Annotated in this window: 27 protein-coding genes, 1 tRNA gene and 1 other annotated feature; of the genes, 3 read left to right on the forward strand and 25 right to left on the reverse strand. The window is 33.7% G+C overall.

The window, feature by feature from the left end; genetic code table 11:
* Positions 1 to 2: 2 nt before the first annotated feature.
* From murG to RR554_RS06930, 8 genes are all read right to left on the reverse strand, one after another.
* Complete coding sequence (gene murG / locus RR554_RS06895; protein ID WP_332463760.1) at positions 3 to 1,097, reverse strand: undecaprenyldiphospho-muramoylpentapeptide beta-N-acetylglucosaminyltransferase; 1,095 nt, start codon at positions 1,095 to 1,097, stop codon at positions 3 to 5.
* On the reverse strand, positions 1,094 to 2,470 hold the full coding sequence (murD, locus tag RR554_RS06900) for a UDP-N-acetylmuramoyl-L-alanine--D-glutamate ligase (RefSeq protein ID WP_332467688.1): 1,377 nt from the start codon (positions 2,468 to 2,470) through the stop codon (positions 1,094 to 1,096). The genes murG and murD overlap by 4 nt, the downstream gene beginning before the upstream one ends.
* Positions 2,471 to 2,485: 15 nt before the next feature.
* Positions 2,486 to 3,454, reverse strand: a complete 969-nt coding sequence (gene mraY, locus RR554_RS06905; protein ID WP_332463762.1) for a phospho-N-acetylmuramoyl-pentapeptide-transferase — start codon at positions 3,452 to 3,454, stop codon at positions 2,486 to 2,488.
* Between the two features lie 24 nt (positions 3,455 to 3,478).
* Positions 3,479 to 5,371: a penicillin-binding transpeptidase domain-containing protein gene (locus RR554_RS06910; RefSeq protein WP_332467689.1), complete on the reverse strand. Its 1,893-nt coding sequence runs from the start codon at positions 5,369 to 5,371 to the stop codon at positions 3,479 to 3,481.
* A complete protein-coding gene (locus tag RR554_RS06915; protein ID WP_332463764.1) occupies positions 5,368 to 5,754 on the reverse strand; it encodes a cell division protein FtsL in 387 nt (128 codons plus the stop codon). The genes RR554_RS06910 and RR554_RS06915 overlap by 4 nt, the downstream gene beginning before the upstream one ends.
* 2 nt (positions 5,755 to 5,756) lie before the next feature.
* Positions 5,757 to 6,722, reverse strand: coding sequence for a 16S rRNA (cytosine(1402)-N(4))-methyltransferase RsmH (gene rsmH, locus RR554_RS06920; RefSeq protein ID WP_332463765.1), 966 nt, complete (start codon positions 6,720 to 6,722; stop codon positions 5,757 to 5,759).
* A gap of 23 nt (positions 6,723 to 6,745) precedes the next feature.
* Complete coding sequence (gene mraZ / locus RR554_RS06925) at positions 6,746 to 7,177, reverse strand: division/cell wall cluster transcriptional repressor MraZ (RefSeq protein WP_332463766.1); 432 nt, start codon at positions 7,175 to 7,177, stop codon at positions 6,746 to 6,748.
* Between the two features lie 161 nt (positions 7,178 to 7,338).
* Positions 7,339 to 7,710 carry a DUF3397 domain-containing protein gene (locus RR554_RS06930; RefSeq protein ID WP_332463767.1) on the reverse strand — a complete coding sequence of 124 codons (372 nt, stop codon included), beginning with the start codon at positions 7,708 to 7,710 and terminating at the stop codon, positions 7,339 to 7,341.
* Between the two features lie 304 nt (positions 7,711 to 8,014).
* On the opposite strand from RR554_RS06930, the gene RR554_RS06935 reads away from it, so the two are divergent.
* Entirely contained in the window at positions 8,015 to 8,134 is a 120-nt protein-coding gene (locus RR554_RS06935; protein WP_332463768.1) for a DUF4044 domain-containing protein, read from the forward strand.
* A gap of 66 nt (positions 8,135 to 8,200) precedes the next feature.
* Here RR554_RS06935 and recN read toward each other — a convergent pair whose 3' ends face one another.
* The 16 genes from recN to RR554_RS07015 form a co-directional block, all read right to left on the reverse strand.
* The gene (gene recN / locus RR554_RS06940) at positions 8,201 to 9,877 is read right to left on the reverse strand and encodes a DNA repair protein RecN (protein WP_332467690.1); all 1,677 of its coding nucleotides are present in this window, start codon (positions 9,875 to 9,877) and stop codon (positions 8,201 to 8,203) included.
* A gap of 15 nt (positions 9,878 to 9,892) precedes the next feature.
* Positions 9,893 to 10,339 (reverse strand): arginine repressor, encoded by a 447-nt coding sequence (locus tag RR554_RS06945; protein ID WP_332463770.1) that lies wholly within the window; start codon positions 10,337 to 10,339, stop codon positions 9,893 to 9,895.
* Positions 10,340 to 10,362: 23 nt separating this feature from the next.
* Positions 10,363 to 11,178, reverse strand: a complete 816-nt coding sequence (locus RR554_RS06950; RefSeq protein WP_332467694.1) for a TlyA family RNA methyltransferase — start codon at positions 11,176 to 11,178, stop codon at positions 10,363 to 10,365.
* Positions 11,179 to 11,186: 8 nt separating this feature from the next.
* Positions 11,187 to 12,083 (reverse strand): polyprenyl synthetase family protein, encoded by an 897-nt coding sequence (locus tag RR554_RS06955; protein ID WP_332467691.1) that lies wholly within the window; start codon positions 12,081 to 12,083, stop codon positions 11,187 to 11,189.
* A 1-nt stretch (position 12,084) separates the two neighbouring features.
* A complete protein-coding gene (locus RR554_RS06960; protein ID WP_332463772.1) occupies positions 12,085 to 12,315 on the reverse strand; it encodes an exodeoxyribonuclease VII small subunit in 231 nt (76 codons plus the stop codon).
* Positions 12,315 to 13,661: an exodeoxyribonuclease VII large subunit gene (gene xseA / locus RR554_RS06965; RefSeq protein ID WP_332463773.1), complete on the reverse strand. Its 1,347-nt coding sequence runs from the start codon at positions 13,659 to 13,661 to the stop codon at positions 12,315 to 12,317. Before xseA ends, RR554_RS06960 begins: the two co-directional genes overlap by 1 nt.
* A gap of 14 nt (positions 13,662 to 13,675) precedes the next feature.
* Complete coding sequence (folD, locus tag RR554_RS06970; RefSeq protein ID WP_332463774.1) at positions 13,676 to 14,521, reverse strand: bifunctional methylenetetrahydrofolate dehydrogenase/methenyltetrahydrofolate cyclohydrolase FolD; 846 nt, start codon at positions 14,519 to 14,521, stop codon at positions 13,676 to 13,678.
* 90 nt (positions 14,522 to 14,611) lie between these two features.
* Complete coding sequence (gene nusB / locus RR554_RS06975) at positions 14,612 to 15,052, reverse strand: transcription antitermination factor NusB (RefSeq protein ID WP_332463775.1); 441 nt, start codon at positions 15,050 to 15,052, stop codon at positions 14,612 to 14,614.
* Positions 15,039 to 15,467 (reverse strand): Asp23/Gls24 family envelope stress response protein, encoded by a 429-nt coding sequence (locus RR554_RS06980; RefSeq protein ID WP_332463776.1) that lies wholly within the window; start codon positions 15,465 to 15,467, stop codon positions 15,039 to 15,041. The genes nusB and RR554_RS06980 overlap by 14 nt, the downstream gene beginning before the upstream one ends.
* Positions 15,468 to 15,605: 138 nt before the next feature.
* On the reverse strand, positions 15,606 to 16,670 hold the full coding sequence (locus RR554_RS06985; RefSeq protein ID WP_332463777.1) for a M24 family metallopeptidase: 1,065 nt from the start codon (positions 16,668 to 16,670) through the stop codon (positions 15,606 to 15,608).
* Positions 16,671 to 16,758: 88 nt separating this feature from the next.
* Complete coding sequence (locus tag RR554_RS06990; protein ID WP_332467692.1) at positions 16,759 to 17,373, reverse strand: tyrosine-protein phosphatase; 615 nt, start codon at positions 17,371 to 17,373, stop codon at positions 16,759 to 16,761.
* Positions 17,374 to 17,444: 71 nt separating this feature from the next.
* Entirely contained in the window at positions 17,445 to 17,825 is a 381-nt protein-coding gene (locus RR554_RS06995; RefSeq protein WP_332463779.1) for a TIGR02328 family protein, read from the reverse strand.
* 420 nt (positions 17,826 to 18,245) lie between these two features.
* Entirely contained in the window at positions 18,246 to 18,530 is a 285-nt protein-coding gene (rpmA, locus tag RR554_RS07000) for a 50S ribosomal protein L27 (protein ID WP_332463780.1), read from the reverse strand.
* A 22-nt stretch (positions 18,531 to 18,552) separates the two neighbouring features.
* Positions 18,553 to 18,873, reverse strand: a complete 321-nt coding sequence (locus RR554_RS07005; RefSeq protein WP_332467693.1) for a ribosomal-processing cysteine protease Prp — start codon at positions 18,871 to 18,873, stop codon at positions 18,553 to 18,555.
* A 26-nt stretch (positions 18,874 to 18,899) separates the two neighbouring features.
* Complete coding sequence (rplU, locus tag RR554_RS07010) at positions 18,900 to 19,208, reverse strand: 50S ribosomal protein L21 (RefSeq protein ID WP_332463782.1); 309 nt, start codon at positions 19,206 to 19,208, stop codon at positions 18,900 to 18,902.
* Positions 19,209 to 19,227: 19 nt separating this feature from the next.
* Positions 19,228 to 19,303 (reverse strand) — a sequence feature (ribosomal protein L21 leader region).
* 81 nt (positions 19,304 to 19,384) lie between these two features.
* Entirely contained in the window at positions 19,385 to 19,999 is a 615-nt protein-coding gene (locus RR554_RS07015; RefSeq protein ID WP_332463783.1) for a TetR/AcrR family transcriptional regulator, read from the reverse strand.
* Positions 20,000 to 20,261: 262 nt separating this feature from the next.
* Here RR554_RS07015 and RR554_RS07020 point away from each other — a divergent pair.
* A tRNA-Arg gene (locus tag RR554_RS07020) sits at positions 20,262 to 20,335 on the forward strand.
* Between the two features lie 52 nt (positions 20,336 to 20,387).
* Here the strand turns inward: RR554_RS07020 and RR554_RS07025 are convergent.
* Positions 20,388 to 21,071: an O-methyltransferase gene (locus RR554_RS07025; RefSeq protein ID WP_332463786.1), complete on the reverse strand. Its 684-nt coding sequence runs from the start codon at positions 21,069 to 21,071 to the stop codon at positions 20,388 to 20,390.
* A gap of 144 nt (positions 21,072 to 21,215) precedes the next feature.
* Here RR554_RS07025 and RR554_RS07030 point away from each other — a divergent pair, with 144 nt between their 5' ends.
* Positions 21,216 to 23,135, forward strand: coding sequence for a fructose-1,6-bisphosphatase (locus RR554_RS07030; protein WP_332463784.1), 1,920 nt, complete (start codon positions 21,216 to 21,218; stop codon positions 23,133 to 23,135).
* Positions 23,136 to 23,142: the final 7 nt, after the last annotated feature.

The following is a 23,142-nucleotide window of genomic DNA, read 5'->3' on the forward strand; positions in this document are numbered from 1 at the left end:
CCCTATGAAGTCAGTTCTACAATCAAACGGTACAAGCGATCTGTCGCATCTTGGATTCCTTCGTTTTTTGACGCTTCTTTCATTTGTTCTTTCACATTTGGATTTAGCATCACTTGATCAATTGACGACAGTAATGTTTCTTTCGTTAATTCTGCATTTTTTACCATTATTGCAGCATTTTTATTAACTAAACTTTGCGCATTTTTTGTTTGGTGGTCATTGGTTACATTAGGACTAGGAATTAAAATTGAAGGTAACCCAAGTGACGTAATCTCAGCTAAAGATGTCGCTCCAGCACGACCTACTACCACATCAACATTAGCTAAAACATGCTCCATATTTTTAATATAAGGAACAACTTTAACATTGTCCAATTCTTCACCTAATGACTGCCATTTTTTCTTAACTTCATCAAAATAAATTTCACCAGAAGCATATAACACTTGATATGGTTTATCTTTAAAACTTGATAAACTATCAAGCAACACATTATTAATTGCTAAAGCTCCTCTGCTCCCACCAAAAATCAGAACTGTTGGAGTATCTGGGTCTAAGCCATACTCATTTAAAACTGGCGACTTTTGAATTCCAGCAACTTCTTGCGCTCGCGGATTTCCAACCATCACTACTTTTTCTTTTGGAAAATCACTTGCAACATCTGAGAAGCAGATACCGATTTTATCAACATATCTAGCTAAAAATTTATTAGTTACACCTGCTACACTATTTTGTTCATGAATAACTGTCGGAATGTTTAATTTGTGTGCTGCATAAACAACTGAACCACACACATAACCGCCTGTCCCAATCACTATATCTGGTTGAAAATTTTTTATTATTTTTTTAGCATCTGAAATACTCTTTAAAAATAAGTAAACAGTTTTAAAATTACTTGGCGAAAGTGATCGTTTAAATCCTTGAATTTCAATTGTTTCAAAAGGAATGTTTTGATCAGGAATAATTTTACTTTCTAATCCTTTTTTTGTTCCTACATATATGAACTCAGCATCAGGATGCTTCTTTTTTATATACTTAACGAGAGAAACAGCTGGATAAATATGCCCACCTGTTCCACCTCCAGATACTAATACTCTCATTTATCTTCCCTACTCACTATTTGTTTTATTCCGTCAACAAACGCTTCTCCACGGATTTCGAAGTTTTTATATTGATCCCAGCTAGCACAAGCAGGGGATAATAAAATAACATCCTTTTCATCACTAATTCCCCATGCTTTTTCTACCGCTTCATTCATATCTTTTGCTTTTTTTATTGTTTGAACGTTGGCCTCTTTAGCTGCCGCAACTAGTTTGTCAGAAGTTTCTCCAATAGCAACAAGCCCTTTTAAATCTAAAATAGAGGGTATCAACTCTTCAAAACCATTTCCTCTATCCAAACCACCAGCAATTAAAACTAAACGTGCATTATCAAAACCACTTAATGCTTTTTCTGCTGCTAAGATATTCGTTGCTTTTGAATCATTGTAGATTTTTCTTTCGAAAAACTCACCAATGTATTCTGTTCGATGAGGAACACCAGAAAATCTCATGAGCGTTTCTCTGATTGACTCATTAGACACTCCTGATAATTTAGCAACTAGAATAGCTGCTAAAGCATTCTCAACATTGTGACTTCCAGGAACCCCTAATTCTGACGCTTCCATTATCTTTTCATCTTTGAAATAAAGAGTACCATCTAAAAGATATGCTCCTTGTGACTCAACTTCTTGAGTACTAAAAAAGATAACATGAGCCTTGGATGTTTTAGCTAACTTTCTTAACTCGTCTTGGTTACCATTTAATATGAGATAATCTTCTGAAGTCATATTATTTTGAATGTTCCATTTTGCTTTTACGTATTCCTCTCGACTCCCATGATAATCCAAATGAGCTTCAAACAAATTAGTAATCACAGCAATTTTGGGTCTAAAATTTTCAACTCCCATTAATTGAAAACTCGATAATTCTGTCACTAAGCTATCTTTATCTGTTGCCTCTAACACAACATCACTTGTTGGAAAGCCAATATTTCCAGCTAATTTAGCTTTACCATCTTTTCTTTGACTATTTAACAATTCAGCAATCATTGTTGTAGTTGTTGTTTTACCATTTGTTCCAGTAATACCGATGAAATTAGCTTCAGAAACATCATAAGCAACTTCAACTTCTGTAACAATCGGAATATTTTTTTCAATTGCTTTTTCGAGAATAGGATTCGTATAAGGAATCCCTGGGTTTTTCACGATTAACGAAAAGCCATCATCTAACAAATCAATTGGATGACTACCAGTTATTACTGTCATTCCTGAAGCTAAAAGTTCTTGTGCTTCAGGATTTTCATCTAACTTTTTCATGTCATTGACAGTGACAAATGCACCTAGTTGGTGTAATAACTTGGCAGCTGCAACACCGCTTCTTGCTAAACCTAATACTAAAACTTTTTTATTTGCATACTTTGCTGTTGCTTTCATTCCAATCGCTTCTCCTTATAAATATAAAATGGCTAATGTTGTTCCTGACATAACTAATCCTACTATCCAAAAAACAATATCGATCTTCCATTCACTCCAACCACTTAATTCAAAATGATGGTGAATAGGTGACATTTTAAAAATACGTTTACCTGTTAATTTAAATGACCCAACCTGTAAGATAACACTTGCAGTCTCGACAACATAGACAAGCCCTATCAATAGAAGCGTCCACTCTTGATGAAGTAATATTGAAATTGCAGCTAACATGCCACCTAAAGCAAGCGAACCCACATCTCCCATAAAAATTTTCGCTGGTTTTTTATTATAAATAAAGAAACCTAAAAGAGCTCCGATTGTCGCTACACAAATTAACATAATATCATATTGCTCTTGATGCCATGCAATGATGGCGTAAGTAGCAAAAGAAATCGAACCTAAACCAGACACAAGTCCATCAATTCCATCGGTTAAATTAACAGCATTTGAAAATCCTACTAACCAAAATACTGCAAAAGCACCAAATACAAAACCTAAGTTAACATCACCAATGAACGGAATGTATAACATATCACTGATGCCTTCTGATTTCATGATGGCATAAAGAATAATCCCACCAACTATTTGACCAATTAACTTTTGTTTAGAATTAAGACCTAAATTTCTTTTTTTAAAGACTTTAATAAAATCATCTAAAAAGCCAAGTAGACCATATAAAAATAAAATAAACAAAATACTCCAAAACGAAGGAGTTAATTCTTTTTGCCAAAATCCTGTAATAACTGACGTCAATAAAATACTAATTAAAAAGATGAATCCACCCATCGTTGGTGTCCCTGTTTTAGCTAAATGAGCTTGAGGTCCTTCTTCTCGAACTGCTTGCCCCATTTTTTTCATTTTAAAATAGGCAATAAATAGTGGCATTGCCATTAATACAAAGGCAAACCCCAAAGACAGGGGGATGAGTAATTGTGCTAGTGTCATAATCTTCTCCTAATTTCTTTTTTCTTATTCTTTTGTTCCAGTTGCATCCACTGTAAAGGCATGTTTCAACATACTATTAGAAATGTCCGAAATCAGTTTTGGTGCATCTCCATGTTCACCTGTAATCGTTGGGCGTTTCATTGTTACATACATAATATATTGAGGATCTTCAGTTGGTGCAATTTGAACGACAGAGTATAGATAATCAGTTGGACCAGTTAAGTATTGCCCTTTGTCTGAAATTTGTGCCGTTCCTGTTTTAGCAGAAACATTCACACCGTCAATACCAAATACGCCATAACCTGTACCATAAACTGGATCTTCCACCGTATCTTTCATGTAATCAAGAACTTTCTCAGCTGACTCCTCTTTGATTGGTTGACCAATTTTTTTAGGACCATAAACTTTTTCGTCCTTACCATCTTCTGAGGTGATTTTTTTAATATATTGTGGTTTTAACATTGTTCCTTTATTAGCAATCGCTGTAAATCCTTGCATCATCTGAAAGTTTGTTACACCAATCGCTTGTCCAAAAGCTGACATTGCAGTATCTACTGGGTTTTTATCTTGAATGCTCCCAGCTTCTTCATATGGCAATTTAGATTTAGTAGATTGACCAAACCCGAATTTGTTTAAATATTCTTGCCAAGTAGGTCCCATCTTCTGTTCAAGTAAAACCATCCCGACGTTACTTGACCAAGAAAGTGCCTGACGGTAAGTTAACGTTCCTTTTCCTTCAGGTTTCCAATCACTAATAGGTGTATCATATACTTGGATTTTTCCAGATTGGAATGTTTCGTTTTCGTTTAAGTTACCAGAATCAATAGCTGAGGCAACAGTAAAGACTTTCATTGTTGAACCAGGTTCATAAGGTGTTTGAACTAATAAATTTTGCCAAACTGGATCTGGTTTTCCTTTTTCCTCATACAGACCTTCTTTAGTCTGAGGATCAAAAGTCGGCCTTTGTGAAGCAGCTAAAATCTCACCAGTTTTAGCATCCATCATCATTGCTGTGATATCATCTGGAGTCGCATTTTTATAGACTTCATCCATCACTTCTTCTAAACGTAATTGCAAATTAGAGTCTAACGTCGTATAAATATCTTTACCGTCTGTAGCCTTTTTATCCACAATAACAGATCCTGGAAGTTCTTGGCCTTTGCTATCTTTTTGGAAATATTTAAATCCATCTTCCCCTTTAAGAACATCATCATAGGCTTTTTCAATTCCCATACCATTTTTTCCACTAATTTTTGAGTCCGCATCATCAGACTTTTCTGGTTGAGCGTAACCTACCATATAAGAAGCATATTTTCCGTTAGGATACATTCTATCTGGATGTTCAGTAAAATAGATTCCTGTGATTTTTTCTTTATCTAGATCTTTTTCAATTTTCTTCTTTGTTTCTAAGGATAAATTTTTACCTTTAGCTCCAAATTCTGTACTACCGTAGTACATACCATTGTCATTTTTTTTAACTTTTTTACTTAATTGTTTAAGTGTATCTTCTTTTTTTATACCAGCATACTTGTTAAATATATCTGCAATTTTATCATGATCTTTTTCGTGAACGAATAATTCTTTGTTGTTTAACCCGATATAATCCTTACCTATTTCTGCATATAACGAATAGGAAGTAGCATCTTCAGCAATTGGTTGCCCATTACGATCATAAATGGTTCCGCGTTTTGCTTTTATGATGCTACTTCCTTGATACAGCTCTTGCCTTTTCTTATCTAAGCTTTCAGAGCCTACTTTACCGACTCCGATAATGTAAATAAAACGTACTGCAAAAAGAAGGAAAATGGCAATAGAGGTTGTGAAAAGGATAATTCCAACTTTTCTCCTATTGCCGGCTGGGGTTAAATTTTTGGATGCTATTTTTTTCTTTAATTTTCTCCTAAATTCTTTCATCATTTAATTTTCCTTATATTGTCTTCTCTTAATTCAATTTCTGATTTTTCTGCAATTCCCTTCACACGGTCAGCTCTTAACAACTCATTTTTTTCTTGCTCTAATTTTTCAATTAAATTTTTGGACTCGTTCATTTCTTGTTGAACAGTTGTGATTGCTTCTTCTTCTCTATTTATAGCTGTTGTCATTTTTATAGTGGCAATTGATAAAAAAAGAAATGTCACAACAAACGCGCAAAATACAATTTTTTCTAATTTACTCACTTTTTTTAATTTACTCTGAGGAACCACGTAAGGGATGGGCTCCTTCAACCTTCTCTCCTCAATCGATGGTAAGGTTTGGGAATAATCGTAAATTTGTGGATCTTGCTTTTCGGGAAGTGACATACCTAAGCCATCCTTTCAGGAGTTATTTTTTCAGCCACTCTTAGTTTTGCGCTTCGTGAACGGTTATTATTTTCTAGCTCCATTTCTGAAGCAACAATTGGTTTTCTGTTGACTAACTTCAACGTTGGTTGATATTCAACAGGAACCATTGGTAAACCAGGAGGCAAATCTTTTGGTTGACTGTATTCTTTATAAATATTTTTCACTATTTTATCTTCTAATGAATGAAATGTTATAACGCTAATTCTGCCTGTATGGTTTAGTAAATCAATTGCCTGCTCTAGGGATTCTCCGATAACATCTAATTCGCTGTTAACTTCAATTCGAATCGCTTGAAAGATTCGCTTTGCCGGATGACCTCCTTTTCTTCTAGCAGGAGCGGGGATAGCTTCTTTAATTAATTCCACTAATTCACCAGTCGTTTGGATGGGTTGTTCCACACGTTTTTTTTCAATCAAACGAGCAATTTGTTTTGAAAATTTTTCTTCACCGTATCTAAAAAATATTTTCACTAGTTGCTCATAACTATATTCATTCACAACATGGTACGCAGATAACTCTGCTTGCTGATTCATTCTCATATCTAGCGGTGCATCTTGATGATAACTAAAGCCTCTTTCACCTTCATCTAACTGAGGTGAAGAAACACCTAAATCATATAAAATACCATCAATCTCATGAACATCATATTTTTCTAATTCATCTTTCAAATGCCTAAAATTCGATTGAATAAAAGTGACTTTACCTTGTTTAACTTCCTCATCCAATGTTACTTTAGCATGTTTAATGGCTGTTTCATCTTGATCAAATGCATATAGATGACCTTTTTCAGATAGTTGAGAGAGAAGATACTGGCTATGGCCAGCTCCGCCTAACGTGCAATCAACATATATACCATCAGGCTTGATGTTTAATCCATCAACAGTTTCTTTTAAAAGAACTGTGACATGTTCAAATGTTTCTGACATATTTTCTTTCTCCAACCTTTTATTTAAAAACCAAAATCAATCATCGTTTCAGCAATATCATCAAAATTCTCTTCAGCATCTTGAGAGAATTCATCCCAACGCTCTTCATTCCAAATCTCTATTCGATTTGAAACACCAATAATGACACACGGTTTTTCTAATTGTGCATATTTTCTTAAATTTGAAGGAACATTAATTCTTCCTTGTTTATCAATTTCGCATTCAGTAGCAGCTGAATAAAAAAAGCGGACAAATGTTCTAGCTTCTTTCTTAGAAAGAGGCATATCTTTCATTTTTTCTTCTAAAAGCGCCCACTCGTTCATCGGATAACCAAATAAACATCCATCCATTCCTCTTGTTACGACAAACTTTTCACCTAAGTCATCTCGTAATTTTGACGGAACAATTAGACGTCCTTTTGAGTCTATGTTATGTTGATATTCACCCATGAACATATAAGGTCACCCCACACTCGCCACTCACTAGAACTAGTCTACCACATTCCCCCACTTTCTACCACACTCTTATAAAAAAAATTAACATTTGGTATGCATTGTAACAAAAGAGCTAACAAAAAAGACAATACCAGTAAACTTACCAGTGATTGTCTTAGTTTTTATTTCAAAAATAAAATGATACTTGCTAAAATAAGTAGGAAATATATCAATATTGTGATCAAAAAAATGACTCTCCAAACCATTTTCAGGTATCTTTTATATTTAATCTCTTTAAATTGATACGCCTGAAAAACGGCTATTAGCATTGACACTAATAACACAATTAGTAATGTATATGGTAAGAAGCTCTCATCAAATGTCGCTTTTGATAAAAAGTGAATACCTAACAATAAAAAAGGTGTCGATAAATCTGGAGCTTTAAGTCCAGATTTCCCTTTACTCGATGTTTTCTTCACAATTAGCGAACACACAAATAATAGTATTATTGGAAAAATGTACCAGAAAAAAGTAGCTATCGTTAAAGTTTGCATGTAAATATTATCCCTTCACAATTCCTCTGCAATTATCACTACTAAGACAAGTGTCATTATACGTTAGATAGATGTCAATCTAATAACAACTAGTAAACGTTACACAACTTCTTTGTAACAATCATTACATAAAGACTCATTCATTTATTTTATAATATGTACACAATTATAGAGCATCTGAGAACGCGATTCAATTTTATTTCAAGTTAATTTTTGTTTTGACAATAAATACTTGAATTTAACTAGGGATTCAGTGTAAACTAATACCATTGAACTATTTGATTAAAGGACGTGTCAAATTAAAATGAGTAAGAAACCAACAAGCACTTTTTCTAAGATAACTAAAGTCGTTATTTGGGTCATGTTAATTGCCATGGTAGGCGGAACTATCATGGGTGCTTTAGCTAGCTTAGGAATGATTTAATTCTATTTACAAGGTACTACACAATAAAAGCTAAGATCACCTTTATTAAAAAGGCAATCTTAGCTTTTATTTTTTGTGTGCCATTGATAGTAACTCGTTTGCATGTTCTAAAGTAAGTGGCGTAATTTCAGCTCCAGACAACATTCTTGCTATCTCATCTACTCGCTCTACTTGTTTTAATTCTCTAACAGTTGTTTCTGTTCGGTTGTTCTTTATGTCTTTTTTTATAAAATACTGAGTATCCGCAATTGCTGCTACTTGCGGCAAATGCGTGATACAAAGAACTTGAGAATTTGTGCCAATTTGATGAATTTTTTCTGCAATTGCTTGAGCCACTCGACCGCTCACTCCTGTGTCCACTTCATCAAACACAATACTCGTAATTTCTTGTGATTGAGAAAAAATAGTTTTTATTGCTAACATCACTCGCGATAGTTCACCACCTGAAGCAACTTTTACTAAAGGTTTTAATTCTTCCCCTAAATTAGTCGAAATGTAGAATTCCACTTTATCGATACCATATTCACCTAAACTAGGTTGCTCCATAAACATCACTTCAAATATCGTATTCTCCATGAATAATTCTTTTAATTCTAATAAAATAGCTTTTTCAAGCTGTTTTGCCGCTTTTCTTCTTTCTTTTGTCAACTTTTGACTAAGTTCATCAAGCAATCGTTTCTCTACTTGCAATTGATTCTCAAATTTTTCCACATCCATGCCACCAAAAACAGATAATGACAACTCATCAGAAATACTATTATAGTAGGCTAAAACCTTTTCAACTGTTTCACCGTATTTTCTTTTTAATTGTCTAATTGTATCCAAACGACTTTCCACGTCACTTAATCTTGACTCATCTAACTCCAAAGAATCAGTTAAAGTAGTTACACTCGCTAGCGCTTCTTGTAGAGAATAGTAACTCGTTTGAATCAACTCACTGGCTTCTTTATAAACTGGATCCAAGTCTTCAATACTGCTCATTTCATTCATCGCTTGAGCAACTGAATCCAGTGCGTGTGATTCGTCCCCCTCAATACAATTATACGTATTTTTTAAAGCATCAGTTATTTGTTGAAAGCTCACTAATTTTTTTCGTTCTTCAAGTAGAGCTTCTTCTTCACCTTTAATTAAATTAGCCGTTTCTATTTCTTCAAATTGAAACTTCAACATATCCATTCGTTGAACATATTCTTTTTCATTAGCATGAAATTTCTTCACTTTTGTTTCTAACTCTTTAAAAGCAGTATAATGTTTTTGATATTTTTTTAGTAACGAATGAAAATCTCCTTGAGCGAAACTATCTAGTAGGTTCAAATGTTGAGACGCATGCATTAATTCTTGATGTTCATTTTGTCCATGAATATCTACTAACTGATGCCCAATTTCTCTTAACATTTTTGTGTTAACTAATTGACCATTAATTCGGCAATTATTACGACCAGTTCGGTAAATTTCACGCTGAATAATCAACAAATCATCTGACATCTCAACGCCTTTTTCAGATAGATACTCAACAAGTCCTGGTCTATCTTTCACATAAAACGAACCTTCAACTCGACATTTTTCAGTACCATCACGAATAAAATCACTTGAACCTCTACCACCTACCAAAAGCCCCATAGCATCAATAATTATTGATTTTCCAGCTCCTGTTTCACCTGTTAAAACAGTCATCCCATCTTTAAACTCAATATTTAAATTAGAAATAATCGCAAAATCTTGAACAGATAGTTCTTGAATCATAACACGGTCACCTTCTTATACAATTTCTAACAGTTTTTTTTCTAGATTGATAGCACTCTCTTCTGTTTTAGTAATAACTAAAACTTTGTCATCATTCGTCATTACCGTAAAAACATCTGATTTATACACCGCTTCGATTAAATTACCAATAGCAAAGCCACTTCCTGGTTTTGTCATAATAGAAATCATTTTATCCATTTGAAAAATATCAATAAACGCATTTTTTAAAAGTTTTTCTAATCTCGCCTGATCCGACTTATTTTCAACAGGCATATCATATTTAAATGTTTTTTCTTCTCCAGGTACTTTTACCAATTTCATTTCTTTAATGTCTCTAGAGATTGTTGCCTGAGTCACAGGAATTTTATTTTCTAATAACAACGCAACTAATTCCTCTTGTTTGGCTACTTCTGTCTCTGTAATTATTTTTTCAATCCAGCGCTGTCTTTCTTGTTTTCTCATATTAGCTCCTCCAGCCAACTTGTTTATGTTAACTTGCTATGAGAGATTTCAACTATTTCTTCTGCTGATACGTTACTTAAAAACTGACCAAGACCTTCTTTTGCATGTTTTAAGTGGGCTAAAAACTCAATGTTACCATCTCCACCTGTAATTGGTGAAAAATCTAGTGCCACTACATCAAAACCAAACTCTTGAATAAAGGTAAGAACTTCTTTTAAAACCGATAAATGAACTTTTCGGTCTCTAATAATTCCTTTTTTGCCAACTTGGTCTCTTCCAGCTTCAAACTGAGGTTTAATCAACGCTACAACTTCCCCGTTTTCTGCTAAAATTGTTTTTAAGACTGGTAAAATTAGTTTTAAAGAAATAAAAGAGACATCAATTGTTGCAATATTTGGCTGTCCCTTTGTGAAATCCTCTAATTTTGAATACCTAAAATTAGTTTTTTCCATCACTTCCACGCGGTCATCTTGTCTTAATTTCCACGCTAACTGGTTAGAACCAACATCCAGTGCATAACTCATTTTAGCCCCATTTTGTAAGGCAACATCTGTAAATCCTCCCGTAGAGGAGCCAATATCAAGCAATATCTTATCTGAAAAATCAATTAGAAAAACAGTCATTGCTTTTTCCAACTTCAAACCACCTCGAGATACATATTTTAACGCTTGACCCTTTAATCTCAAAATTGTTTCTGCTGATATTTTTTCACCTGGTTTATCATATCTAAGTCCTTTTTCATCAACAACCAAACCTGCCATCACATTCCGTTTGGCTTTTTCTCTTGTTTCACTTAAACCTTGTTGAACAAGCAGAACATCTACTCGTTCTTTTCTTATCTTCTCACTCATCCTAATACCTTCAACTCTTCTAAAATACCATCTAATAACGTCACTTTATCACTACCTGTTAATTCTTTTGCTTTAGCTAAAGATTCTTCTGCCAATTCACAGTGGTTAGAAAATGCTAATTTAGCCCCTTCTAATCCTAATAAAGAAACATAAGTATTTTTATTATGGGCTTCATCTGCCCCAATCTTTTTACCGATTTTTTTCTCATCGCCAATAACATCTAGTAAATCATCTCTTACTTGAAAAGCAATCCCAATATTTTGAGCATACTCTAATAACCATTTCTTCACTTCAAACTGTTGAGAGCTTAACACTACACCTGCTTCAACCGCAAATTGAATTAAAGCACCCGTTTTTTTACTATGCATTCTTTGCAGTTCTTTTAGCGTAATTCTTTTATCTTCACCTAAAATATCTTCTACTTGTCCAGCTATCATCCCTTCTGATCCTGAAGCTTTTGCTAACAAACGAATTAGCTCCGTTCTAATCGAGCTATCTACTTTCATTGTTGCAACTAAATGAAAACTTTCAGTTAAAAGAGCATCTCCAGACAGAATTGCTAATGCTTCCCCGTAAATTTTATGATTTGTTGGTTTTCCTCTTCTTAAGTCATCATCATCCATCGCCGGTAAATCGTCATGAATTAATGAATACGTGTGAATCATCTCTAACGCTGCCGCCACTTCATAATGAACTTTCTCTAGAGGTTTATCAAAAAAAGAAACAGTTGCTAATAATAATAATGGTCTAAATCGTTTTCCTCCTGCCTCTAACGAATAGTCCACCGCTTCTAGTAACTCATCTGATTTACTTGTTTCTTTTAAAAATTGATACATCGTTTGATTAATAACTGGTATGTTACTTGCTGCAAACTCTTGGTATGTTTGTGCCATTTTATTCACCTACTTCTTCAAAGGGAACTTCTTTACCTTCATCAGACATAATCTTTGTCAGTGTTTCTTCAGCCTTACTTAACGTTTCTTGGCACTGCTTACTTAGTTTTATTCCTTTTTGAAATTGTTCTAATGCTTCTTCTAAAGGAACTTCTCCTGTTTCTAATTGCTTAACAATGACTTCAAGCTCAGCCATTGATTCTTCAAAGGTTTGTGTTTTTTCTTTCGCCATTAGTTTTTCTCCTCTTCACTTACTTCTAATACTTCTGCTGCAACCTCTCCATCAGCTAGGTGAACAGTCATTGTTTGTCCTTTTGTTAATGTTGACACAGATTTGATAATAGTATCTTCTACTTTTACATAACTATACCCTCTAAGCATTGTTTTTAAAGGACTTAACATATCTAAATTTTGTATCATTTGAGATAAATTGATTTGTTTTTCTTTCAATAATCGTGTAGAAGACGCATTTAACCTCTCAGTCAAATAATCCACGTGTTGCTTAGAAACGCTAAGTTTTTCTTGAGGATTTTGGAAATACAACGTTTGCCGTAACTCCCTATAACGTTTCTCTTTTAATTGAATTTCTGTCATCAACCCTTGCTCTAATCTTCGATTTAACATATCTAACTGGATAGAAAAAGCTTCGTACAAACGTTCAGGTTGCTTAAAAACAACTGAATTCATCATATGTTCATGCTGTTGTTTTTTATATTTCAACTGATTATTCATCGCGTGATTCAAACGATTTTCTTTTTCTTTTATTTTTAACAATTCTTCTGATAAAACCGGTGTAGATATCTCGGCTGCAGCCGTCGGTGTTGCTGCTCGAACATCAGCCACTAAATCAGCAATTGTTATATCTGTTTCATGACCAACGGAAGAAACAATAGGCGTTCTTGACTCAAAAATTGCCCGTGCGACTATTTCTTCATTAAACGGCCACAAATCTTCGATTGAACCGCCACCTCTAGCCACAATCATTGTGTCAAATTTTCCCAATGCATCGACTTCTTTAATTCGTCTAGTAATATCCGCTGCAGCTTTATCCCCTTGAACAAGTGTCGGAAAAACAACCAATTGAACAATAGGATATCTTCTTTTTATGGTTGTCATAATATCTCGAATAACAGCACCACTTGGACTTGTCACCACAGCAATTCTTTTAGGGTAACTTGGTAACGGTAATTTAAAATCAGGATTAAATAGCCCTTCTTTTTGAAGTTCTATCTTTCGTTTTTCCAACGCTTGATACAGCGCACCTACACCATCTGGTTCCATATGCTCAATGTATATTTGATAATTCCCACTAGCTTCATACAAAGAAATACGACCAATAACAAGTACCTTCATCCCTTCTTCAGGTTGGAATTTCAATTTATTGAAAGCACCTTTAAACATAATGGCAGAAATTTTGGATTGATCATCTTTTAAACTAAAATATTGATGAGCATTGGCTCGCATTCTGAAATTTGAAATTTCCCCAGTTAAAAATACACGATCTAGATAAGGATCAGCATCAAATTTTCTTTTTATGTATTTAGTTAAGGCGGTGACGGTTAAATATTTTTCTGTCATATCATTCACTATCCTTATTCAAATCTTGCATTATTTACTGTCTGTTCCATCAACATGGTTATCGTCATCGGTCCAACACCACCTGGTACTGGCGTAATAAACGACGCTTTTTGGCTGACTTCATCATATTTTACGTCCCCTACTAAGTGACCATCTGAATGTCGATTCATCCCTACGTCAACGACTACTGCGCCTTCTTTAATATAGTCAGCTGTTAAAAACTCGGCGTGACCGATTGCTACAATAATAATATCCGCTTTTTTTGTTAATTCTTTTAATTTTTTTGTGTAAGAATGAGTTACAGTAACCGTCGCGTCTGCCATCAGCAGTAATTGCGCCATCGGTTTTCCCACAATATTACTTCGACCAATAACAACCGCACTTTTACCGGCAATTTCAATGTTATTTGCCTTTAACAACTCCATGATGCCATATGGCGTACACGGTAATTTATCTGGCTCACCAATGAATAATTTTCCCATGTTGAGAGGATGAAAACCATCAACATCTTTTTTAGCATCAATAGCTAACAAGACTTTCTCTTCATTAATGTGTTTAGGTAATGGTAACTGAACTAAAATACCATCAATTTGCTGATCTTCATTGTACTCTTTAATTCGTCTTAGTAACTCTTTTTCCGTTGTCTCCTCGGGTAATCTATCTACTTGAGAATGGAACCCTATTTTTTTTGCGGCAGCCTCTTTATTTTTCACATATACTTGGCTACCCACATCTTCTCCGATTAAGATAACCACTAATTTTGGAAGTCTTTTCCCTTTATGTTTCCATTCAGAAACTTCTTGTTTCAACTTCTCTTGTAGTTGGTCTGCTAATAATCGACCATCTAATTTTTTTGCCACAAAAAAACACCTCCGAAAGTAATCACATACAAACTCATTTTAGCATAAAACAAGCAGTGTCGAAAATAAAACAAAAAAACCCAAGCAAATCTAATTGCTTGAGTCGATTTCGTTCATAACTGATGACAATACACCATTAATAAAGCGGCGTGATTCATCATCGCTAAATGTTTTGGCTATTTCTAACGCTTCGTTTAAAGATACTTTTGCTGGAATATCAGAAATGTATAACATTTCAAACAAAGCTAGTCTTAAAATGACTAAATCTGTTTTGGCAATACGATTTACTGTCCAACGTTTTAAATGTTTTTCAATAATTTGGTCTAACTCATCTTGGTGCTCTTTCACACCTGCTACAACTAATGTGACATATTGAGGAATCTCTTGATCAACTTGTGTGTCATATAGATCTAAAACATTCTCAATGGCTGTTTCTACTTCCATGTCTTCACTATACAACATAGAAAAATTTACTTGAAATGCTACTTCCCTTAACTGATGTCTTGTCAAATCCACTTTATTCTTCCTCATCTTCTGAATCAAATAACTCGTCTAAATCCGGTAGTGTTACTTTTTCTGGTACCACACCGACAACATGTACGTTTACTTCTGATAAATCTAAATCAGTCATGTAAAGAACTTGTTGTTTTACTTTTTCTTGCATGTCAATTGCCACTTTTGGCACAGATACACCATAATTTAAGTAACAAAATAAATCAATTTTAATGTTACCTTCTTCATTTCGTAAAGAAACGCCTTTATCATGTACTGATCCACCAAAAAGTTCTGTTACGTTTGACGCTAAATTACCACGCATCGCGTAAACTCCTTCAACTTTTGACGCTGCAATCCCAACAATAACTTCCAATACCTCAGGAGCAACAACAATTTCGCCACCAATTTCTTGATTATTATTGCTTAGGACTAAATTCTTACTTTCTGCCATCTGTCTTCCTCCTTCAGTTAACATGTTTGTATGATCCTCACACAAATGGTTACTAGTTTTAACAGTAATACACTTATTAATACTTCATTTTCACTTTTTTGTTATATTTTTTTATAACAAAATTAGTATACTTCCATTCTATAAAATAATAAGCTCTTTTTCAGAATGTGTCAATCTCTTAATGCCATTATCTGTTACTAACATATCATCTTCAATACGAACTCCACCAATTCCTGGTAAGTAAATACCCGGTTCATTCGTAATCACATTTCCTGGTACAAATTTTTTCTCAGCTAACCGAGACACATTAGGTCCTTCATGAATTTCCAAACCAATACCATGGCCTGTTGAATGCCCAAATGCTTCTCCGTAACCTTTTGAACTAATATAGTCTCTTGCTACAGCATCTAATTCGACACCTGACATGCCTGGTTTTGCCACATCCAACACTTTTTGTTGAGCGTCTTTCACGATTTCATAAATTTCTTTTAATTTCTCACTTGGTTCTCCTAGAGAAATCGTACGTGTCATATCAGAAACATACCCATTATAGTAGCAACCAAAATCAATAGTAATAAAGTCACCTTGTTCAATCACTTTATCACTTGCCACACCATGAGGCATTGCTGACCTTATACCACTTGCCACAATTGTTTCAAAAGATACACCTGAAGCTCCCAACGAGCGCATAAAGAAATCTAATTCATTAGCCACTTGAATTTCTGTCATCCCTGGCTTAATGTATGTCAAAATGTGTTGAAACGCTTTGTCTGCGATTTCACACGCTTTTTCAATAATTTCAACTTCTGACTCATCCTTGACTTCTCTTAACTCTTCAATCATACCTGAAATTGGTACTAATTCTGTTTCAAGTAATGTTTCTAAGTTAACATATTCTTTAAACGATACAAGTGATTCTTCAAACGCCATATTAGGAATATTATTTTCATCAATTAACTCAATCAACTCGTCAAAAATCGGGCCTGTATTTTGAATAATATCATAACCAACACATTGCACTGCTGCTTGTTCTGTGTATCTAAAATCCGTAATAAAATAAGCTTTTTCCATTGTTATAACAGCCATTCCTGTTGTCCCAGTAAATCCTGTTAAATAACGTAAATTATACGGACTTGTAATTAGAAAAGAAGTTACTTTTTCTTGTGCCATTTTTTCTCTCAATTTTTCAATGCGTTCTATCATATTAAATGTTCCTTCCCTACAACCATTTTCATTCTCCATTATAGCAAAAGGAACTTACAAAACAAAATAAATCTATTTTTGAAATAGTTCACCTTTCTAACATCTCTAAAAAAGTTTCCATATATATTTCTTTCGGTGTAATAACTTCAAGATCAACGCTTGGGTTCATCTCAACATATTCTTTTAACATTTTCTCTAGGTAGATTCCTGATTTAAAATAATCATCTATAATTTCTTTTTTATCTATATTCATACGTAACAGTAAAATAGCAGAGACTACTCCAGTTCTGTCTTTCCCTGCATTGCAAAAATACAAAACATTCGTAGTAGCGTTCTCTACCAGTTCAATTATTTTCCACATTACCTCATCTACCATATTTATGTATGATTTTGGTACGTCATTAGGAGAATCTGGAATTTCACTTCCTCCTCTAACAGGTAAATTGTAATAGGCAAATTTACTGTTTTTTTCCAAAACACATCGTTTTTCTCTTATCTCATCTTCTTGTCTTAAATCAATAATTGTAGTTATCTTATTATCTAATAGCCATTGAATCTCTCGTTCACTTAAATTACTAGGAACATCACTTCGAATAAGTTTTAGTGAGTTTTTTAATAACGGACGTGTATTTTTAGTGCTCTCCAACAAACTTTTCATTTCACAATTGCCCCATTTCCTAATTTTTAAATCTATACAATTCATTTTAAAAAAATAGAATAAAAAAAGCAACTCGCTCAATTAGCATTTATTATACCATCCAAAAGCTATCATATTCATTTGTATAAAGACAGCAAATCAATATTCTTGGCCAGTAAATTAGCTAAACATTCAGTTAGGTACTCATCGTCATGTTCAGTGTAAATAGGTGTATTAAACTCCGATATATCGGGTAACGCTAGATATGGTTCACAATTTTCTCCTCTGTACAAAGAATTTCCCCATAATTCATTAGGTTTATACCCACGATTATGCATTTCCTTCATAACCAGTTGATGATACTGAAACAATTCCACCGGTGTATATTCAAATACATAGTTAACAGTACTATGAGCTTTTCCCCACCCGTTTCCTCTTAACGCACAACATTCCCTATGCTGACCTAATAATTGCTGCCTTGGTAAATTCTTAATCAAACACTCATGCCACAAACGCATACTCGTCACCTTCTTTTTTTCATTACCTTTATAATAAATTTTATATAGTACTCTAGCAACTATAAAGCTACTAAAATAATATAAACGAACAGATTCCTTTACCTGAGAAACAAAATTAAAAAAACTTAGTCATATTTATATCAACGTGCTAAACGACTATCGTAAACTACACACAATTGATAATCCACGTTTTAGGTATCCTCATATATCACTATTATTTGAAGCTAAGGCACCGATAAAAAAGTTCAAACGAGATTTGACCATAGTAACGAAACAACTATAACCTTTTACACTCACATCACAAAAGAAGTAACAAAAAAGACTATCGAGAAATTGATGAACCTTGCTGATTTATAGCTGAGTAAACAAAAAAAGCCTAAGTCCTTGATGTACAAGGGCTTAAGCCTATCTTTAAAATAATTATTTAGCTACTGGATAAACAGATACTTGAGTTTTGTCGCGGCCTTTACGTTCGAAACGTACCACACCTTCAACTTTAGCATACAAAGTATCATCTCCACCACGGCCAACGTTTACACCTGGATAAATTTTAGTACCGCGTTGACGGTATAAAATTGAACCACCTGAAACTGTTTGTCCATCAGCGCGTTTAGCACCTAAACGTTTTGATTCTGACTCACGTCCGTTTGTTGTAGAACCGCCACCTTTTTTATGGGCGAATAATTGTAAGTTAATTTTCAACATGAAAAAGCACCTCCTCTTGAGATTAGTTAACACGAATATAGTGTTTATATTCTTTTTCGATATCTCTTAAACCAATAAATAGACTATTCATCAAGATATTTGTTGTTGTTTGTTGTTTTGCTGACAAATCAGACAAAACTTCAACATACAAATAACCATCATCGATATCCACAAGTGGTTGATAACCAGCTAATTCCTCAATACTATTTACGGTATTTTGCGCCAAAATAGACGCTGCCGCACATACTATATCAGAACCTTCTTCAGCAAAATTTGCATGACCAGTCATCTCAAAAGAAACGATTTGCCCTGTTTCATTTTTACTAAAATTAGCCTTGATCATCAAGATACCAACTTTCTAAATTTTAATTAAGCGTTAATAGCATCGATCATTACTTTAGTGTAAGGTTGACGATGACCTTGTTTACGATGTGAATCTTTTTTAGCTTTATATTTGTAAGTAACAACTTTCTTTTGTTTTCCTTGTTTTTCAACAGTTCCTTCAACAGTTGCACCTTCAACAGTTGGAGCACCAATCTTTGTTGTTTCTCCACCCACTAAAATGACTTCATCAAACACAACTTTTTCGCCAGCTTCTACGTTTAATTTTTCAACGTAAATTGCTTGACCTACTTCAACTTTTACTTGTTTACCACCAGTTTTTACAATAGCGTACATGTTTGTTTCGCACCTCCTTCTCTTTTCTTAGACTCGCCAGCATAAGCGCCATAAAATATGAACTTAATACTTATTTTGTGCGGTTGTAGATGTGGTGCACACAAATACAACATTAATATGATACCAAAAAAAAAAGGATAGGTCAACATAAAGTTGAACTATCCTGTGTTCATTTTTTATTCAGCATCCGACACGAAGAAGTCTTCTAAACCAACTTCAACAAATAATTCTGAACGGAATAATTTAGCTACATTTGTTGCCATATAATGGTTAGCGTAAATTTTACCTTCTATTACCCATGCATCTGCAATTCCTAATAAAGCAAATACTAAAAAGTTATTAATTAATTCTTTTGGCATTTTTCTAACTGGTATTGAATTACCATAGTTTACATGTTCTAAAATGTAGTCATACAATTTATCGCTAAATAACATGCGATATTCTTCAGCATCATTTTCTTTTAACAACGTAATAAAGAATTCTGGTGACTCGCCAATATATTCAAAAACTCTATCTAAGACTATTTGAGGAATCATTTTTTCAGAGTCCTCTTCAAACGGCACATAATTAACGACATTATCATAAAAGTCTTCGATAATTTCTTCCATGATTGTTTCTACAAAAGTATCTTTATCACGGTAATGTAAATAGAATGTTCCTCTAGTTACGCCTGCTTGATTTGTTAAATCTTTAATATTCATTTCGCTTAACTTGCGTGTTTTTAACAAATCTAAAAATGCTTGTCTTAATTTTTTACGAGTCTTAACTACTCGTGGATCAATTTTCCCCATAATTTTATTCCCCTTAACTAAATTAATATCTTTTGAGTTATAAGAAAGTCTCCCACAACTTTCTCTAACACTTAACTGATTATATATCATATACCACCTTTTTGTCTAGTATTATCCACAACTATTTATCTTATTATCTAAATTTATCTTTCTGCATTTATTTACCAATATCGATTCTCAAAAAAATAAAAAATATTTTCAATTTATGGTTGACTAATCTTGTAAAGTTTATTATGATATTCATGTTGCTTAAAGCTACTATGTCGCAGTAGCTCAGCTGGATAGAGCATTCGCCTTCTAAGCGAACGGTCGGGGGTTCGAATCCCTCCTGCGACGTTATAAAAAAAAGTGGAAGACAAATGTCTTTCACTTTTTTTGTTATTTAATTTTAAATTTCAATATTTTCAACATCTTTACTAATCATCAACACCCCGTCACCTAAAGGTAAAATTGTCACTGTTAAATCCGGATGTGCTAACACAGCGTCATACAAGCTATTTAATTTACGATAAATTGTTCTTTGACTTTTAGGTACTTCCTTTACATCGTGCATGACCGTTCCTGCTTGAAAAACATCGTCAATCATTATCACACCATTTACCTTTAATAATCTTAAACACTCAGGTAAAAACTCAATGTATTTAGATTTAGCACTGTCCATAAAAATAAAATCATAAGTGCCTTCTAATGTGGGTAGCACTTCTTTAGCGTCTCCTTCAATAAGAGTTACTTGCTCTGTTAGTCCCATTTTTTCAAAGGTTAATTTTGCTTTTCTAATCATGACATCAAACCGATCAATTGTTGTTACGTGTCCGTTTTCTCCCATAGCTTGCGCCATTAAACTTGCAGAAAAACCAATAGCCGTTCCAATCTCTAGTACTTTCTTTGCTTGAATCTGTTTTAAGAAAAACCTTAAAAAAGTTGCTGTCTCATTAGGGATAATAGGCACATCATCTGTATACGCTTGTTGCTGAATTTCTCCTAACAATCCATCCATTTGTCGTTGTCTATTTCTAACTAAATCTAAAATTTCATCCTTTAAAACCGGACGATGCATCATTTCATTTCTCATCATTCTATCCTTCCTTTTGTTATCATCGTTGATTATACAAAGTTTTTTGTACAAAAACAAATACTAAATTGGTATAGATTTGACTTAACTTGAATTATGTCCTATCATAGCTTTAAAAAAAGGAAAAGGTATATTTATAAAATTATGAAAAAAGATAAATATTTAGACTTATTAAGTTCGAAATTCAACTCTTCAGAAGAAATTGTAAGCGAAATCATTAATCTTAAAGCTATATTAAACTTACCTAAAGGAACCGAACATTTTGTTAGTGATTTACACGGAGAATACAACGCATTTCAACACATATTGAGAAATGGCTCTGGTAATATTAAGGAAAAGATTAAAGAACTTTTTCACCAAACATTAAGTTTTGATGAGCAACAGAAATTAGCAACTTTAATTTATTATCCTGAAAAAAGACTTAAACTAACACAAAATGAACACAACGCTGAATGGTACAAAAAAACAATTGACCATTTGATTCAACTCATTCGTTTTTCATCTTCAAAATACACACGTTCTAAACTACGAAAAACATTACCAATCCGTTTTTCATATGTTATTGAAGAACTACTTTTCCAAAACGACTATCAAACAGATAAAGAAAACTATTATCACCAAATCATCGATAATATTATCTCTTTAAATCAAGGAGACAAATTAATTATTGATTTGTGTTACACCATACAACAACTTGTTGTGGACCATTTGCATGTTGTCGGAGACATTTACGACCGAGGACCTGAGCCAGATAAAATTATTGAAAGACTAATGACACACCATTCCCTTGATATTCAGTGGGGAAATCATGACATTATTTGGATTGGTGCTGCTGCAGGATCTGCTATTTGTATGATGAACACCATTCGAATTTCTGCTCGTTATAATAATCTGTCAATCATTGAAGATACTTACGGCATTAACTTACGTCCTTTGTTAACTTACGCCGAAAAGTACTACAATGATAATCCTGCTTTTCGACCAAAGATAGAGGTCGGTGATACTTGCCGTCAAGAAGAAATTTTAGAAACAACTAAGATTCACCAGGCCGCTGCCATTTTACAATTTAAATTGGAAGAACAACTTGTTCTTCGACGACCGGAATTCGAAATGAATCACAGACAACTTTTAAGTAAAACCAATTTAGAAACAAACCAACTTGAGATTAAAGGGGAAACTTACGACTTACATGACACTTGTTTCACTACTGTTGACCCTACTCAACCAGAAAAACTAACGATTGAGGAAGAAGAGGTTATTGAACGTTTACTACATAATTTTATTTGGTCTGAAAAATTAAAGCGTCATACTAAATTTTTACTTGAAAAGGGCAGTATGTATCTTGTTTATAATGAAAATTTATTGATTCACGGCTGCGTCCCTCTAAATCAAGATGGCTCTTTCCAATCAATCATTCTTAACGGAAAAGAGTACAAAGGTAAAAATTTACTAGATTATTTCGAGTATTCTCTTAGAAAAGCCTATCAGACACCTCACTTGTCAACAGATTATGAAACTGACATTTTATGGTATTTATGGTCTGGAGAGTGTTCTTCTCTTTTTGGAAAAAAAGAAATGACGACATTTGAACGATATTTCATTAAAGAAAAAGAGACACATGTCGAGAAAAAAAATAGCTATTATAAATTAAGAGAAAACGAAGATACGATTCAAAATATTTTAAAAGAATTCGGATTAACTGGAGAAGATGGCCATTTAATTAACGGGCATACTCCAATCAAGGAATTAAACGGAGAAAATCCAATTAAAGCTAATGGTAAACTCATTGTTATTGATGGTGGTTTTTCAAAACCTTATCAAAAAACAACTGGTTTAGCCGGCTACACTCTTTTATATAATTCTTATGGAATGCAACTTGTTGCTCATAAACCTTTTTCTTCTGTAAAACAGGTTATAGAAGAGCATGACGACATCCTTTCAATCAAACGACTGGTTGACCGCCCTCTTGAGCGAAAATGCGTAGCAGACACAACCATCGGTAAAAAGCTAAAAGAAGAAATCAAAGAGCTCCAATTATTACTTGATTACTTAAATAATTTCTAAAAAAAGA

It is taken from the genome of Vagococcus sp., from assembly GCF_036639995.1.
Taxonomy (GTDB): domain Bacteria; phylum Bacillota; class Bacilli; order Lactobacillales; family Vagococcaceae; genus Vagococcus.

Bases quoted from the DNA above. Each gene is read 5' to 3' on its own strand.
- murG (WP_332463760.1), bottom strand. From the start codon at position 1,097: ATGAGAGTATTAGTATCTGGAGGTGGAACAGGTGGGCATATTTATCCA.
- murD (WP_332467688.1), bottom strand. From the start codon at position 2,470: ATGAAAGCAACAGCAAAGTATGCAAATAAAAAAGTTTTAGTATTAGGT.
- mraY (WP_332463762.1), bottom strand. From the start codon at position 3,454: ATGACACTAGCACAATTACTCATCCCCCTGTCTTTGGGGTTTGCCTTT.
- RR554_RS06910 (WP_332467689.1), bottom strand. From the start codon at position 5,371: ATGATGAAAGAATTTAGGAGAAAATTAAAGAAAAAAATAGCATCCAAA.
- RR554_RS06915 (WP_332463764.1), bottom strand. From the start codon at position 5,754: ATGTCACTTCCCGAAAAGCAAGATCCACAAATTTACGATTATTCCCAA.
- rsmH (WP_332463765.1), bottom strand. From the start codon at position 6,722: ATGTCAGAAACATTTGAACATGTCACAGTTCTTTTAAAAGAAACTGTT.
- mraZ (WP_332463766.1), bottom strand. From the start codon at position 7,177: ATGTTCATGGGTGAATATCAACATAACATAGACTCAAAAGGACGTCTA.
- RR554_RS06930 (WP_332463767.1), bottom strand. From the start codon at position 7,710: ATGCAAACTTTAACGATAGCTACTTTTTTCTGGTACATTTTTCCAATA.
- RR554_RS06935 (WP_332463768.1), top strand. From the start codon at position 8,015: ATGAGTAAGAAACCAACAAGCACTTTTTCTAAGATAACTAAAGTCGTT.
- recN (WP_332467690.1), bottom strand. From the start codon at position 9,877: ATGATTCAAGAACTATCTGTTCAAGATTTTGCGATTATTTCTAATTTA.
- RR554_RS06945 (WP_332463770.1), bottom strand. From the start codon at position 10,339: ATGAGAAAACAAGAAAGACAGCGCTGGATTGAAAAAATAATTACAGAG.
- RR554_RS06955 (WP_332467691.1), bottom strand. From the start codon at position 12,083: ATGGCACAAACATACCAAGAGTTTGCAGCAAGTAACATACCAGTTATT.
- RR554_RS06960 (WP_332463772.1), bottom strand. From the start codon at position 12,315: ATGGCGAAAGAAAAAACACAAACCTTTGAAGAATCAATGGCTGAGCTT.
- xseA (WP_332463773.1), bottom strand. From the start codon at position 13,661: ATGACAGAAAAATATTTAACCGTCACCGCCTTAACTAAATACATAAAA.
- nusB (WP_332463775.1), bottom strand. From the start codon at position 15,052: ATGAGGAAGAATAAAGTGGATTTGACAAGACATCAGTTAAGGGAAGTA.
- RR554_RS06980 (WP_332463776.1), bottom strand. From the start codon at position 15,467: ATGGCAGAAAGTAAGAATTTAGTCCTAAGCAATAATAATCAAGAAATT.
- RR554_RS06985 (WP_332463777.1), bottom strand. From the start codon at position 16,670: ATGATAGAACGCATTGAAAAATTGAGAGAAAAAATGGCACAAGAAAAA.
- RR554_RS06990 (WP_332467692.1), bottom strand. From the start codon at position 17,373: ATGAATTGTATAGATTTAAAAATTAGGAAATGGGGCAATTGTGAAATG.
- RR554_RS06995 (WP_332463779.1), bottom strand. From the start codon at position 17,825: ATGCGTTTGTGGCATGAGTGTTTGATTAAGAATTTACCAAGGCAGCAA.
- rpmA (WP_332463780.1), bottom strand. From the start codon at position 18,530: ATGTTGAAAATTAACTTACAATTATTCGCCCATAAAAAAGGTGGCGGT.
- RR554_RS07005 (WP_332467693.1), bottom strand. From the start codon at position 18,873: ATGATCAAGGCTAATTTTAGTAAAAATGAAACAGGGCAAATCGTTTCT.
- rplU (WP_332463782.1), bottom strand. From the start codon at position 19,208: ATGTACGCTATTGTAAAAACTGGTGGTAAACAAGTAAAAGTTGAAGTA.
- RR554_RS07015 (WP_332463783.1), bottom strand. From the start codon at position 19,999: ATGGGGAAAATTGATCCACGAGTAGTTAAGACTCGTAAAAAATTAAGA.
- RR554_RS07025 (WP_332463786.1), bottom strand. From the start codon at position 21,071: ATGAGAAATGAAATGATGCATCGTCCGGTTTTAAAGGATGAAATTTTA.
- RR554_RS07030 (WP_332463784.1), top strand. From the start codon at position 21,216: ATGAAAAAAGATAAATATTTAGACTTATTAAGTTCGAAATTCAACTCT.